At 67.6% G+C, this 13314-nt stretch carries 11 protein-coding genes and 1 pseudogene; 11 read left to right on the top strand and 1 reads right to left on the bottom strand.

Annotation, left to right across the window (positions count from 1 at the left end; all coding sequences use genetic code 11):
• Positions 1 to 137: 137 nt before the first annotated feature.
• The 3 genes and pseudogenes from NOSIN_RS26540 to NOSIN_RS26525 all read left to right on the top strand — a co-directional run bounded on the left by NOSIN_RS26540 (position 138) and on the right by NOSIN_RS26525 (position 2244).
• Positions 138 to 614, top strand: coding sequence for a tyrosine-type recombinase/integrase (locus NOSIN_RS26540; RefSeq protein ID WP_227015384.1), 477 nt, complete (start codon positions 138 to 140; stop codon positions 612 to 614).
• Positions 615 to 1459: 845 nt separating this feature from the next.
• Positions 1460 to 1591: pseudogene (locus tag NOSIN_RS28240) on the top strand (winged helix-turn-helix domain-containing protein); the annotation flags it as partial.
• A 104-nt stretch (positions 1592 to 1695) separates the two neighbouring features.
• A complete protein-coding gene (locus NOSIN_RS26525; RefSeq protein ID WP_455430055.1) occupies positions 1696 to 2244 on the top strand; it encodes an IS630 family transposase in 549 nt (182 codons plus the stop codon).
• A gap of 73 nt (positions 2245 to 2317) precedes the next feature.
• Here NOSIN_RS26525 and NOSIN_RS27035 read toward each other — a convergent pair whose 3' ends face one another.
• Complete coding sequence (locus NOSIN_RS27035; protein ID WP_143833090.1) at positions 2318 to 3247, bottom strand: hypothetical protein; 930 nt, start codon at positions 3245 to 3247, stop codon at positions 2318 to 2320.
• Positions 3248 to 4117: 870 nt separating this feature from the next.
• Here NOSIN_RS27035 and NOSIN_RS27950 point away from each other — a divergent pair.
• The 8 genes from NOSIN_RS27950 (at position 4118) to NOSIN_RS26490 (ending at position 13270) form a co-directional block, all read left to right on the top strand.
• Entirely contained in the window at positions 4118 to 5128 is a 1011-nt protein-coding gene (locus tag NOSIN_RS27950) for a pilin (protein WP_227015383.1), read from the top strand.
• Entirely contained in the window at positions 5092 to 5907 is an 816-nt protein-coding gene (locus NOSIN_RS26515) for a hypothetical protein (protein ID WP_170293752.1), read from the top strand. The genes NOSIN_RS27950 and NOSIN_RS26515 overlap by 37 nt, the downstream gene beginning before the upstream one ends.
• A gap of 573 nt (positions 5908 to 6480) precedes the next feature.
• A complete protein-coding gene (locus NOSIN_RS26510) occupies positions 6481 to 7380 on the top strand; it encodes a PrgI family protein (RefSeq protein ID WP_077693801.1) in 900 nt (299 codons plus the stop codon).
• Entirely contained in the window at positions 7377 to 9119 is a 1743-nt protein-coding gene (locus NOSIN_RS26505; protein ID WP_077693800.1) for a VirB4 family type IV secretion system protein, read from the top strand. Before NOSIN_RS26510 ends, NOSIN_RS26505 begins: the two co-directional genes overlap by 4 nt.
• Positions 9119 to 10561 carry a type IV secretion system DNA-binding domain-containing protein gene (locus tag NOSIN_RS27945; protein ID WP_227015382.1) on the top strand — a complete coding sequence of 481 codons (1443 nt, stop codon included), beginning with the start codon at positions 9119 to 9121 and terminating at the stop codon, positions 10559 to 10561. Before NOSIN_RS26505 ends, NOSIN_RS27945 begins: the two co-directional genes overlap by 1 nt.
• A gap of 122 nt (positions 10562 to 10683) precedes the next feature.
• Positions 10684 to 11388, top strand: a complete 705-nt coding sequence (locus NOSIN_RS27940) for a type IV secretion system DNA-binding domain-containing protein (RefSeq protein WP_227015381.1) — start codon at positions 10684 to 10686, stop codon at positions 11386 to 11388.
• A complete protein-coding gene (locus NOSIN_RS26495; RefSeq protein ID WP_227015380.1) occupies positions 11388 to 12071 on the top strand; it encodes a replication-relaxation family protein in 684 nt (227 codons plus the stop codon). The genes NOSIN_RS27940 and NOSIN_RS26495 overlap by 1 nt, the downstream gene beginning before the upstream one ends.
• A 116-nt stretch (positions 12072 to 12187) precedes the next feature.
• Complete coding sequence (locus NOSIN_RS26490) at positions 12188 to 13270, top strand: C40 family peptidase (RefSeq protein ID WP_236743495.1); 1083 nt, start codon at positions 12188 to 12190, stop codon at positions 13268 to 13270.
• Positions 13271 to 13314 lie beyond the last annotated feature (44 nt).

The following is a 13314-nucleotide window of genomic DNA, read 5'->3' as shown; positions in this document are numbered from 1 at the left end:
GTGGGTAGTGTGGGGCATCGAGGGCCTTCTGGTGAGTCGGGTAGATCTCGCAATCCACACCGATACCGAAGGCCCTCTTCGTGTGTGTCAGCCGGGGTGGGTGTTACCAACCTCCATGGTCAGTACACCTAGCCCTCATGCGGCTGCTGGCGGACACGGGCGTGCGCCTCCAGGAGTTGACCAACCTCACCACCGACGACGTGGACCTGGACAAGCGCCGGGCACGGGTCACCGGCAAGGGCGGCAGGACCCGGTGGGTGCGCTTCACCAAACGGACCGCGATGGTCCTGGACCGCTACCTGCGCACCCGCGGCAGGCACGAGGACGCGGGTCTGGGCCGCCTGTGGCTCTCCGCCAAGGGCGGGGCGCTGACCAAGTCAGGGGTGTACCAGATGCTCCGCCGCCGGGCCACGCGCGCGGGCGTGGCCCATGTGCACCCGCACCGCTTCCGGCACGACTTCTCGCACCGCTACCTGGACAACGGCGGCGCTGAGGGGGACCTGATGGAGCTCAACGGGTGGGACTCGCGGCAGATGATGCGCCACTACGGCCGGTCGGCTGCGGCCTCACGCGCGCAGCGCCACTACGACCAGGTCATGGATCGCAGCGCCTGAGACAGGTGTGGCCAGGCGAGTGCTGACAGCGGTACACGGCCCGCTGTCAGCACTTACACCAGCGCTGTGAGGCCCTCGGAGAGACGACACTGTGTGAGGACGGATCCAGGCGAGGTAGGAACCGAGCCGTTGGTGTGCTCCGCATGTGGATTGCGTCGGGATAACGGTCCGCGTTTTCACAGGTCGTTTGCCCAAGCTTCGCGCACGCGGAGGTGAACCGTGCCAGTGCCGCATGAGGTACACGTCAGTCAAGGAGTCGTCCCTCGTTCATGCGAAGGGTCTGACCGGTGACGACCCTTGCCTCTTCGCTGAGGAAGAAGGCCACGATGGTGATGACCTTCAATCGTCCGTGCTGCCGACGGTCTCAAAGAGGCCATCTACCAGGTGCTTATGAAGGCGCACAACCACCTCGACCATCCCGACGCCGTCCAGCGTGCTTATCAGGACCTCATCGAACGACTCAAGGCGCTGTGATATCGCCCCAATTTCGCCACGAACAAAACTTGCGTCGCTCTGGGTCTTGCTACTGATCTTTGACTCGTAGGTTGATCCGCTTGGGAAGTGGGAGGATCGCTGGTCATGGAACTTTCCTCCCATCCTCCACGCACCCCTGGCGAGTGCGAGAAACGCCGCCTGCTCGCAGCTGCACTGTTCTAACAAGGCAGTCTGTCCCAGACCGAGATCGCTCGCGAGCTCGGCGTGACCAAACAAGCCGTCCACAAGTGGCACAAGGCCTGGAAGGCCCAGGGCCCCGTGATGCTCTGGCTGCTCGCCCTCGCGGCGCTCACTCCCTGCTGGATGCCCGTCAAGAGCGCGCCCTGCTCAGCCTCCTGGACCAGGGCCCCATGGCCCACGGATGGCCCGATCAGTCCTGGACCCTGGACCGGATCAACCACCTCATCAACGAGCGCTTCGGATCGTGCTACGCCGACCCTTCTGGAGTCTGGCGGCTGCTCAGGCGGCTGGGATGGTCTCACCAGATGCCCGCCACCCGAGCCGTCGAACGTGATGAGGAGGAGATCACCCGCTGGCGCACCCAGGTGTGGCCACGGGCCAAAACGCTGACAACACGGGGGCGTGGATCATTTTCGCTGATGAGAGCGGTGCATGCACGAGTCTGTCCACTTGCCGCACCTGGGGCAGATGCGGACACCCCCCGCTGGTGGCCGCCTCGGGAGGCCGCCGGGGTCGCGTCAACACCATCGGGTGGCTGTGCGTGCATCCGGCCAGCGGGCGGGTGCGGCTGTTCCACACCACACAGGCTTCTTCCATCAACCACACCGACCTGCCTGCTTTGTTGGACCGGCTTCATCGGGCGTTGCGGGCTCCGGTGGTGCTGGTGTGGGACAACCACTCCTCCCATGCCTGCAAGCCGATGGCCGCCCAGATAGAGGCACGGGACTGGCTTAATGTGGTGCGCCTGCCCCGGTACGCGCCCGAACTCAACCCGGTGGAGTCGTTGTGGTCCCACCTCAAACGCATGCTCCGGAGCCGCCTGTTCCGAAGTCTGGACGAGCTGGAAGAGGTGGTCAACACGCATCTTCGCCTGGTACGCAAGCGCCCGGACCTGCTGCGGGGATTCATTAACTCGGTCGGGCTGGAACCTTCACCATGCTCGTCAACCGCATAATCAAAGGTCAGTAGTTATTCGCGCGGGTGCTTGCAAGGCAAATCCATGCATTTCTTGGCGACTCCAGGGGTTTTCAGTTGATATTGATCCAGGCATCCTTGCAGCATTTTGCGAATTCTTTGCCTAGACCACAAGGGCAACTGGAGTTATCGTATAGCTTGGCTAGTGGTCCGCTTTCTTCTATTCCTAGAAATACATGCCAGATAATATCTCCTTGTATGACTTGCATCGGAAGCTCTTCCCGGAGGAAGGAGCTGATGCCTCTGCCGTCTTTGCCCACTTCTGTAGCTATTTCTTCTGAAGTTTTTTGAGAGTAGTGATCTTCCGGGAAAAAGAGAAACCAAGACCAGCCTCCCAGGAGCATCTGGAAACAGAATATTCCTCCGAAGGAATAAAACTGGGGGACAATAATGGCTTTGGGGTTAATTTTAGGGTAAATTCTGGATATCCAGCGAGTGTTGAGTACGGCGACTCGGCTGGATAAGCTTGCATCTTCGTGGAGCAGGTAAGAGCGAATCGTGTCTAGCCAAGGTTCGGGAAGGCGTATCTTTCTCCATGGATCAGAAGCTGCATAGTGTGCTTTATAAAGTATGCCGGATATGGCGTGGATGATGGAATCTCGCCGAAGTCCAGAAAGTACGAGGCCAGGTTCTATGGATATGCCAAGTTTGCTCAGCTGAACAGGGTTACCCTTGCATATTTTTGACAAATAGTTTTCGGACTCACCAAGGCATTGCTCACATTTCTTGCACAGAAGGTAGTGTTTTGATCCGTCATTGGTGCGCCCTTGGATTCCCTTGCTCCTGATTTCTGACAATACGTGCCCTTCGTTCTTTGCCCATTTATATGACCATTTTGGGGCGATGTGACTCAGCTGAAGGCTTTTTACCTTTCTGCAAATTGCACATTCTTTTATGATAACCTGCTTTGGAAGGTCGCTTTCGTATACTGTTTCAGGGCTTGTTCCGTTCGTTATCCATAGTTTTCTCCTTTGGATTTCCATGACTGTCCCTTCGCGGGCGCTGTTAGGCAATATGCATTTTCTGGAAATGGTCCTCTTCTTATTCCCGTGGTCATTATACGAGCTTTCTCTGGTTTCGTGGCTCTTTGAGTGGTGTCGCCGGTGTGACCGTGCGGAGGAGTCCGTGGTGAAGAGGGCCGGGCCGTAGGAGGGGGCGCGTTGCTGGCGAACCTGCGGATGTTGGTGGCCTTCATGGAGACCAACCCCGAGTGACCGATGGGGACTCGCTCGGGTGGACGTCACCTAATTTCTAGAGGGCTGCGACGGCCACTCGGAGGAAGAGTTGGTGTGTCTGGCGAGGCTGGCGGGTGCTCACCCGCAGTGGGGGGAGGGCCGCTACGTCTATGGCGGGGTAGCCGGACCGCAACGCCGAGCGCCTCCTGGCCACCTTGAGCTCCGCGCACGCGGAGGTGAACCGCGGTGTGAGTCGAACACCTGGTCCGCACCGGCCCAAGCTTCGCCCACGCGGAGGTGCACTGGGCCAGGACCGGTGAGACGTGGCTATGCAACGCCGGAGCCTCCGTGTCAGCGCATCGCCCCACTCGGCGCTCTCAGAAATCCGGTCATGGTTTGGCAAAGCGAATGCTGTCAGCGGTACCAGCCACCATTGTCAGCACCTTCATGAGTACTGTCATCGCTGGTCACGGCCTTTTTTCGATGATGTGAGCAGTTCTCCCCGGAGGAGGATTTCCCCGCCTCGTTCCGGTGACTGAACGCTCGGAGTCAGCCCCCTGCCAGCGCTCCGCCCGCACCCCGCACGCCGACCGTGAGCACTGCGCACGCCCGCCGTCAGCCGGGCTCTCTTTCGTGGGCCGTGTCATCACCGACACGGCCCGCGAAGGGGACAGACCCATGACGACCGAACCACTCAACCGCGCTGAGAGGGAATTCCGACTCCTGGACCTGGAGGTGGGCGACCTCGCGGCGCAGCTCACCACTCCTTCCACCGACGCCCCTCCCACCACCCTGGTCGAGCTACGCGGCGCACTCCTGGACCGCGCCACTGACCGCCGGACGCGCGACGCCATCTGGCGCGGTCTGGTCACCTGCGCCCAGGACCACGAGGAGTGGATGGTCGCCGCCATCGGCCTGGCCATGCCCGCGCTGCGCACCTGCGCGCGACGCCTGTGCGTCAGCCTCGACGCCCGCACCGTCGAGGAGGTGGAGGAGGAGATCCTCGCGGGTTTTGTCCACGCCGTGCGCGAGGCCGACACCTCCTGGCACCGCCTGCATTGGGCGCTGCGCTGCCGTGCCCAACGGTCAGGCCTGCGGGCACGAACGACGGCCCTGCGCCAACCGCTCCTGATGGCCGAACCGCCCGTCACCACCATCGCCCCGCCCGGGGCACCCGACATGGTGCTCAGCGAAGCCGCTCGCCTGGACATCATCACCCCGGACGAGGCCGAGATCATCGGCCGCACCCGCCTGGAGGGTGTCTCCCTGGCCACGCTCTTCATCGTGGTCTCCGGGGTGCGGTGGATGGTGGCGGGCGGCGAATCCGGGGAGATCGAGAAGGCCAAACGCGGCATCTACGGCGCCTGCATCGGCTACCTCATCGCCCTGGTGGGCGAGGTTTTGCTGATGGCCCTGGACTACGCCGTCAAGTACGAGCAGGGCCTGCGATGTTCCCGGCCGAACCGGAGGAGGAGAACGCGGAGGACTACTCCGAGGTCTTCGACTGCGGAGTCCTGGAGGTCTCCTGCCACATCACCTCGTGGTTCCACGGTCTGGTCCTGGACGTGGTCAATCCGCTCTTCGGGTGGATGGGTGCCAAGGCGTTCAGCACCCCCGAGCCTACGCCGGGTGTGGTCGGCCTCTGGGAGGGCGTGTCAGCGACGGTCAACACCGTCTACGTGCTGCTGATCCTGACAGCGGGGATCGTGATCATGGCGCAGCACAGCCTCCAGGCCCAGTACGGGGCACGGGAGATCCTGCCCCGGTTGGTGGTCGGGTTCGTCGCCTCGAACCTGTCGCTGACCGTGGTGCGGTTGATGTCGGAGTGGTCGACGGAGTTCGCCCGTGAGTTCGCCGCCGACGGGGTCAGCGCGCAGAAGACCGCGCAGGCCCTGTCGGCGCGGGTCGGGCCCTTCCTACTGGAGGCCACGGCGTTCGTCGTGCTGCTCCTGCTGGTGCTCGTGGTGCTGCTGGTGGTGTGGTCCCTCGTCGAGATCGTCCGGATCGTCATCGTGATCCTGCTGACGGTGGGCGCGCCGCTGATGCTGATGTTCCACGCCCTGCCGCAGACCAACCGGATCGCCGAACTGTGGTGGCGGGCGATGACCGCCGTGTGCGTGATCCCGATCGCTCAGGCGCTGGCCTTCGTGACGCTCATGCGGGTCTTCTTCGAGGGCGACACCCAGGTGCTGTTCGGCGCCACGCAGATCCTGACCGGCGACGCCAACCTCTTCGACCTGTTCCTGCTCCTGGTCCTGGTCTACGTCCAGATCCGTATCCCGTTCTGGGCCTACAGGGCCGTGCTGTCGCCTTCCGGGGGCAGGTCGCCGCTGGTGTCCGTCGCCAAGTCCCTGACCTGGGCGGTCGCGCTCACCGCCGCGGCGGCGGGCACGGCGGCCACCGGAGCGGCACGGGGACGCCTGGGCTCCCTGGTCCGCACGGTCCGCCAGGCCAGGGCCGTCCGCTAACCTCCGGCGATGCCGCGCAGGGTGCGCACCTGGAAATTCGGAAACCCGAACACGACACCGCATGCCCAGAACACACCGAGGACGCCTCCCACCACACAGCGGGGGAGCGGCCCCACGCACACACCGCCTGGCAGAGTCAGCGCTCCTCCACCAGGACCGACCGGCCACCGCCCCTCCACAGGGCGCACGGCACCAGGTCCAGGAGCGCAGGCGCAGCGGCCCCAGAATGCCCAGCCACAGAACCGCACCCCGCAGCCGAGCGAGTCACGCCGTACCGAACCACGACACCAACCGCGTAGGACCTCGGCGCCGCCCTCGGCGGTGAGACCGCCCTGGGCCGAGAACACCCGAGGCCCCACCCCGCCACGGAACCCACCACGCGCGGCCGAACCACGGCACCACCCATGGCCCACACCGCACCGGGGAAGTGCAGCCTCGCCCGAACGTGAGCGCTCCACGTCCGAGCAACCGTCGCTCCGACGCAGAGCAACCGGAGCCCACCGCCGGAGAGCGCGCTGGCGATGGCGCTGGAACCCGTGGCGCACCTGACCACCACCACACACAGGGGAACCCATGGATCACGAGGACTCTGTCTGGCACGCCCGTATCCCCGCTGACATCGACCGACCCGAACCCGTCCTGTGGAACCTCACCGCCCGCCAGCTGCTCCTACTCACGCCCGCCGTCCTCATCACCTGGGCGCTGTTCTCACCGCTGGCGGGTTTCCTGCCGCTGTGGGCCTCGGTCACGGTCAGCGCGGTGGTGCTCGGCCTGTCCTGGGTGCTCGCGCTCGGCCGACGCGACGGGATCGGACTGGACCACCTCGCCGCGCTGTCCGTGCTCTGGCTGCTGCACGCCAAACACCGCGCGCCCGCCGCCCCACGGGTCCGCCTGCCACGGTGGGCACCCAGAACCGCACGCGGCCCGCGTTTCTCGCCGTTGAACCTGCCCGCCTCAGCGGTCCATGACGACGGAACCATCGACCTGGGACAGCGGTGCGCGGTGGTCCTGACCTGCTCCACCGTGCCCTTCCACCTGGCCTCCGGACAGGAGCAGGACCAGATCCTGGCCAGCTTCGCCGCCTTCCTGGATTCCCTGACCGATCCGGCCCAGATCGTCGTCCAGCGCCGCCGGATGGACCTGGACGCGCACATACGCGGCACACGCGACCGCGCCCGCAAGCTCGCCCATCCCAAACTGCGACGCGCGGCCCTGGCACACGGGGCCTTCCTCGACGATCTCCAGCACCGCCACAGCCCCATCCACCACCGGGTGCTGCTGGTCCTGACCTGTGACGGTCCCGCCCCCGAGGCGGGTGAGGCACTGCTGTGGCGCGCCGAGGACGCCGTGTCCCAGCTCGCCGCCATCGGCGTGCGCGCCCACCTGTGCGACGGCCCCGCCGCCGAGCGCGTTCTGCGCTCCTCCCTCATCCCCGACTCCGGAACCCGGCCGCTGACCAAGGGGGAGCGATGAACAAGGACCACCGACGGCCCCTGGGCGGACCCGCGATCCGCCTGTACCCGCGTCACCTGGACCTGGACGGCCGCCTGGCCCAGACCATGATCGTCACCGGCTACCCACACGACGTCCACGCCGGATGGGCGGACCCGCTGCTCACCTACCCCGGGCACGTCGACATCGCCGTCCACGTCGTTCCGGTCCCCGGACAGCTCGCCGCGCACCGCCTCCGCCGACGCCGCGCCCGCCTGGAGTCGGCCTGGCGCACCGATGCCGCCCGGGGCGGGCTGGAGGACCCCCTGCGCGCGGCAGCCGCGGAGGACGCCGCCCTGCTGGCCGAACGCGTGGCGGGCGGGGAGGCCCGCCTGTTCCGGCTCGCCGTGTACCTGACCGTCCACGCCGCCACACCCGAGGAGTTGGACGCCGAGGTGCGCCGCCTGTCCGCGCTGGCCGGTTCGATCCTGGTCGACCTGGCCCCGGCCACCTACCGGCCCCTGGCCGGATGGATCGCCACCCTGCCGCTGGGCACCGACCCGGTGGAGGCCGCCCGAACCATGGACACCGACGCGGTCGCCGCGCTCATGCCGCTCTCCTCACCCGACCTGGCCGCCGACCTGGGGGAGACCACGGTCGTCTACGGGGAGAACGTCCACTCCGGTGGACTGGTCGCCTGGGACTGGTTCAACGGCGACCTGGACAACGGCAACGCGGTCATCGTCATCCTGGCACGCAGCGGCAACGGAAAGTTCTACCTCGCCAAGCTCGAACTCCTGCGCGCCCTGTACATGGGGGTCCGGGCCAGCGTCATCGACCCCACCGACGAGTACGCCGCCCTGGCCGACGCGGTGGGCGGCCGTCGCGTCCGGCTGGGGCTGCCGGACGGACGCCTCAACCCCTTCGACCTGCCCGACACCGGAGAGCAGGCCTTCACCACCCGGATCCTGTTCCTGCACACCCTGGTGTCGGTCATGGTCGGGGCCCTGGACGCCGCCGAGAGCGCCACCCTGGACCGGGCGGTGCTGGCCACCTACGCCGAACGCGGCATCACGCGCGGCCCCGCCACCTGGAACCGCACGCCACCGATCCTGGCCGACCTCGTCGCCACCCTGCGCGGAACCGACGACGAGGCCGACCACGCCGGAACCGCGCACCTGCTGGCGGACAAGCTGGCGCCCTTCACCGACGGCTCCCACCGGGGACTGTTCGACGGCCTCAGCACCGCCACGCTCACCAGCCACCTCACGGTCATCTCGCTGCGCCACCTGCCCGACGAACTGCGCACCACCGGGCTCCTCATGGCCCTGGACGCCCTGTGGTCCCAGGTCCGCGACTCCGCCCACCGCCAACCACGACTGATCACCATCGACGAGGGCTGGTCCCTGCTGCGCGACGCCGTCGGCGCCAAATACCTGTTCAACTTCGCCAAGAACGCCCGCCGCCACTGGGCCGGGCTCACCCTCGTCACCCAGGACGTGGCCGACCTGCTCGCCACCGACCTCGGACGCGCGGTGGCCGCCAACGCCGCGACCCAGATCCTGCTCCGCCAGGCACCGCAGAACCTCGACGCCGTGTGCGAGTCCTTCCACCTCTCCCATGGCGAACGGCAGATCGTCGCCACCGCCGAACGCGGCAGCGCGCTGCTGACATCCGGACACCACCGAGCGGTGCTTCGCGCCCTGGCCTCACCCGAGGAACACCGGCTGATCACCACCGACCCCGCCGAACTCGCCCGCATGGATAAGGAGGACCAGTGATGATCACCGTTAACGTCGTGTTTCTGGCCGTGGTGGCCGTACTCACCCTGAGCGCGTGGATCGCGTGGGTGTTCACCTGGCGCTTCGTCCGTAACACCTACCTGTCGCGTGGCGCGAAGATCCTGGAGATCCACGCGCCGCCGGAGACCACCATCGACCACGCCCGCGCGTTCTGGACCCACGCCCTCGGCCTCCTGCGCCCGCGCTGGACCCACCGATTCCTGCCACCGCACTTGGCCTGGGAGTACGTCGCCTCCGCCACCGGAGTCCGCGTGCAGATCTGGATTCCGGGCACCGTCAACGCCCGCGCGCTGGAACGGGCCGTGGCCGCCGACTGGCCCGGCGCCACCACCAGCCTGAGCCCCGCCACCGCCGCCGTTCCACGTGGGGAGCACACCGCGGGCCACTGGCTGACCATGGCGCGCGGCGACCACTACCCGCTACGCGCCAAGTTCACCGACGACCCGTTGCGCGGCCTCTTCGGTGAACTCGCCGACCTAGCGCCCGGACAGCACGCGGTCCTACGCGTCTGCGCGCGTCCGGCCAACGCCACCAGGGCCGCCCGCGCCCGGTCCGCCGCTGCACGCCTGCGCGGCCTCCACACCACGCCCCTCTCCGGTACGACCAGACGGACACCCGTCCACCCGGGCGTCACCGACGACGTCCGCGCCATCCTCAACAAGTCCGACGCACCCCGTCTGGCCTGCCAGATCAGCTGCCTGGCCACCACCGAGCACGCCGGAGAGCAGGCCCGCAGACGCCTGCGCACCCGTACGCGCGGCATCAGCGCGACCCTGGCCGCCTACACCTCCGGACTCAACGCGCTCAGCCGCCGGTGGATGCCCTTCCCCGGTCTGTGGACGGGCCGCCGCCACCTCGCCCGCGGCTACCTGCTCACCACCGACGAGTTCGCCGCGATCGCCCACCTGCCCACCGACGCCGCCGTTTCCGGACTCACCCGCGCCAGCGCCCGCCGCGTCGCGCCCAGCCCCGACCTGCCCCGCTCGGGCCGCGTCCGCGTCATCGGCGAGGCCGACGCCGGACCACACCGCCCCATCGCCCAGGGGATCGAGGAAGCCCGCCAGCACACCCACGTCATGGGCAAGACCGGCTCGGGCAAGTCGACCCTGCTCGCGCACATGATCTGCCAGGACGCCGAGGCCGGACGCAGCGCGCTGGTCATCGAACCGCGCGGCGACCTCGTCCTGGACGTCCTGGACCGCCTGCCCAAACGCGCCGTGGGCAGGACGGTCGTGTTCGACCCGGCCGATTCCGCGCCGCCGCCCCGGCTCAACATCCTCCAGCTCGGCACCCCCGAGCACGCCGCCGACACCGTCACCGGCATCTTCCACCGAATCTACGCTGCCTCCTGGGGACGCGCACCGACGACATCCTGCGCGCGAGCACACTCACCCTCGCCCGCGCGAAGGACCCCGGCCTGACCATCGGACACCTTCCGCGCCTGCTGCTCGACGACGCCTGGCGCACCCGGCTCCTGGCCACTACCAAACTCCAAGGCGCGCTCGGCGACTTCTGGCACTGGTACGAGCGGCAGAGCCCGCAGATGCGCGCCGCCGCCACCGACCCGGTCCTCAACAAGCTGCGCACGATCCTGCTCCGCCTCTGGGCCGCCGCCGTCCTGGCCTCGGGCGCCTCCACGCTCGACCTTCCCGCCCTGCTCGACCACGGCGGCCTGGTCCTCATGCGCCTGCCCAAGGGACGCCTGGGGGAGGACACCGCCTCCCTCGTCGGAACCGTCGCCCTGGCTGCCGCGTGGAACGCCATCACCGCCCGCGCCAACGTCCCCGAACGCAGACGCCCGGACACGACCGTCTACCTGGACGAAGCCGCCAACTTCCTCAGGCTGCCGGGTTCGCTGGCCGACATGCTCGCCGAAGCCCGCGGCTACCACGCCGCCATGGTCATCGCCCACCAGGAGCTGGGACAGCTGTCCGCCGAGACGCGCGCCGCGGTGTCAGCGAACTGCCGCACGAAGGTGTTCTTCAACGCCTCCCCGGACGACGCGGCCAAGCTCGAACGCCACACGCTCCCGCACCTGAACGCCTACGACCTGTCCCACCTGAGCCCCTACCAGGCCACGGTGCGCACCGTCCACGGCGTCGCCGAGCTACCTGCCGCGACCATGCGCACGCTGGCGCTGCCCGACCCGATCCGGGGCCGCGCCCGCCAGGTCCGCAGAGCAGCCCGCCGCTTCTGCCCCACACCCCACCGCACCAAGGACCCGCGCCAGCGAGGGGAGACACGCTGATGGGCACCACCAGCCTCACCGAACGCGACCTGCGCATCCTGCATGTTCTGCACACCCACCGCGTGCTGACCACCCCGCAGCTGGGAGAGCTGTTCTTCTCCGGAACCAGTTCCCGCGCCGCCCAACGCCGCCTGCTCAGGCTGGCCGCCGACGGGTTCACGGACCGCTTCCTGCCGCCCCACACGCACGCCCGGGTTCCCTACCACTGGATCCTCGGTAAGGAGGGAGCCCACACGCTCGCCGACCGCTGGGGCACCACCATGGAGGAGATCGGCTACCGGGCCCAGACCCACCGCGACCTGAGGCTCTCCAGCCAGCTCGACCACGTGACCGGCCTGGCCCAGACCTACGTGGGTTTCGCGTCCGGCGCCCGCGCCACCCAGGGAGCGGTCCTCCAGCGCTGGTGGTTCGAGGCCAGGTGCCGTACGACCTGGGGACACCACGTGCGCCCCGACGGCTACCTGCGCTGGCACCAGAACGGGACCACGCTGGACGCCTTCATGGAGTACGACACCGGCACCGAACCGCTCTCACGCGTGGAGACGAAGGTCAGCCGGTACCGCGACCTCGCCGAGGAGACCAATCTGCCTTCCCCGGTCCTGTTCGTCGTCACCACACCGGGACGCCCACCTCGCTGTGCCGCGTCCTCAGGATCGGCGGCGCGTGGGTGCCGGTCCACGTGACCACCCTGGACCAGCTCTCCCGCCCCGGCGGACCCACACGTCCCATCTGGCGCCGAGCGGGCGATCCAACCTGCGCCGTCCGTCCGCTGATCGACCTTGCCTGACCAGGGGCCACGGTGTTCAAAGTAGCCCTCGGGGCAGCCGTCGGCCTACTCCTCCTGGTGCCCATGATCGGCGCCGTCGCCATCGGTGGTGAGGAGCGCGAGCGCGAGGCCAACTCCCGAGCGCTCCAGGTCCCGGGCATCCCCACAGTCCTCCTGGACGCCTACCGCAGAGCAGCCGAAGAATTCGCCCGCCGCCACCCGGACTGCACGGGCATGAGCTGGCCGATCCTCGCGGGGATCGGCCGCGAGGAGTCCGACCACGCGGCCGGACACCACATTGCCGCCAACGGCGACACCGAACCGCCCGTCATCGGGCCCCGCCTCGACGGCACCGGGACCGGCAACAACTGGACCCCGCACCCCGACACCGATAACGGCCGCTGGGACGGCGACACCGAATACGACGCGGCCGTCGGCGTCATCCAGCTCCTACCCGCCTGGTGGGCCGTGCACGGCGTCGACGGCAACGATGACGGAAAGGCGGACCCGCACAACGTCTACGACGCTACCCTGGCCACCGCCGTGGAGCTGTGCACCAGCCACGCCAACGACACGGTCGACTTCACCGACCAAGACCAACTCTGCGCCGCGCTGCTTCGCTACAACCCCTGGGACGACTACGTCGAGAACGTCCTGGACCACATCGCCGAGTACGAGGAGATCGCCGCTGCATCCCAGAACCACACGGTTCCCGGGACCGGCAGCGAGCGAGGCAGGAGAGCCGCCGAGTGGGCCCTCCAGCAGGTCGGCAAGCCCTACATCTGGGGTGGTGAGGGCCTCAACGGCTTCGACTGCTCAGGCCTGACCATGATGGCCTGGAGGGCCGCCGGGGTGTCGATCCCGCGCGTGACCACCGACCAGGTCAACATCGGCACGCCGGTTACCCTCGACGCCCTCGCCCCTGGTGACCTGCTCTTCTACGACACCGGCAGCGGTCCTGCGCCCTCCCACGTAACGATGTACGTCGGCGACGGTCAGATGGTCAACGCCCCGCGTACCGGCATGACCATCCGGGTGGAGCCGGTCAACGGCCCGTACTACTCTGCCCGCTTTATGTCCGCCACCCGTCCCGGTGAAGATCTCATGGCAGTTTGATTATTGAGTGAGAAAAAGTTGCCAGGTTCGGGCGTCGCTACCGT

Origin of the sequence: Nocardiopsis sinuspersici, assembly GCF_001998325.1 — a bacterium.
GTDB classification, from domain to species: domain Bacteria; phylum Actinomycetota; class Actinomycetes; order Streptosporangiales; family Streptosporangiaceae; genus Nocardiopsis; species Nocardiopsis sinuspersici.
This window is presented reverse-complemented; position numbering and strand designations above follow the sequence as displayed.

Coding starts and splice junctions, on each gene's coding strand:
- NOSIN_RS26505 (WP_077693800.1), top strand. CDS start 7,377: ATGAACAAGGACCACCGACGGCCCCTGGGCGGACCCGCGATCCGCCTG.
- NOSIN_RS27945 (WP_227015382.1), top strand. CDS start 9,119: ATGATCACCGTTAACGTCGTGTTTCTGGCCGTGGTGGCCGTACTCACC.
- NOSIN_RS27950 (WP_227015383.1), top strand. CDS start 4,118: ATGACGACCGAACCACTCAACCGCGCTGAGAGGGAATTCCGACTCCTG.
- NOSIN_RS27940 (WP_227015381.1), top strand. CDS start 10,684: ATGCGCGCCGCCGCCACCGACCCGGTCCTCAACAAGCTGCGCACGATC.
- NOSIN_RS26540 (WP_227015384.1), top strand. CDS start 138: ATGCGGCTGCTGGCGGACACGGGCGTGCGCCTCCAGGAGTTGACCAAC.
- NOSIN_RS26495 (WP_227015380.1), top strand. CDS start 11,388: ATGGGCACCACCAGCCTCACCGAACGCGACCTGCGCATCCTGCATGTT.
- NOSIN_RS26510 (WP_077693801.1), top strand. CDS start 6,481: ATGGATCACGAGGACTCTGTCTGGCACGCCCGTATCCCCGCTGACATC.
- NOSIN_RS27035 (WP_143833090.1), bottom strand. CDS start 3,247: ATGGAAATCCAAAGGAGAAAACTATGGATAACGAACGGAACAAGCCCT.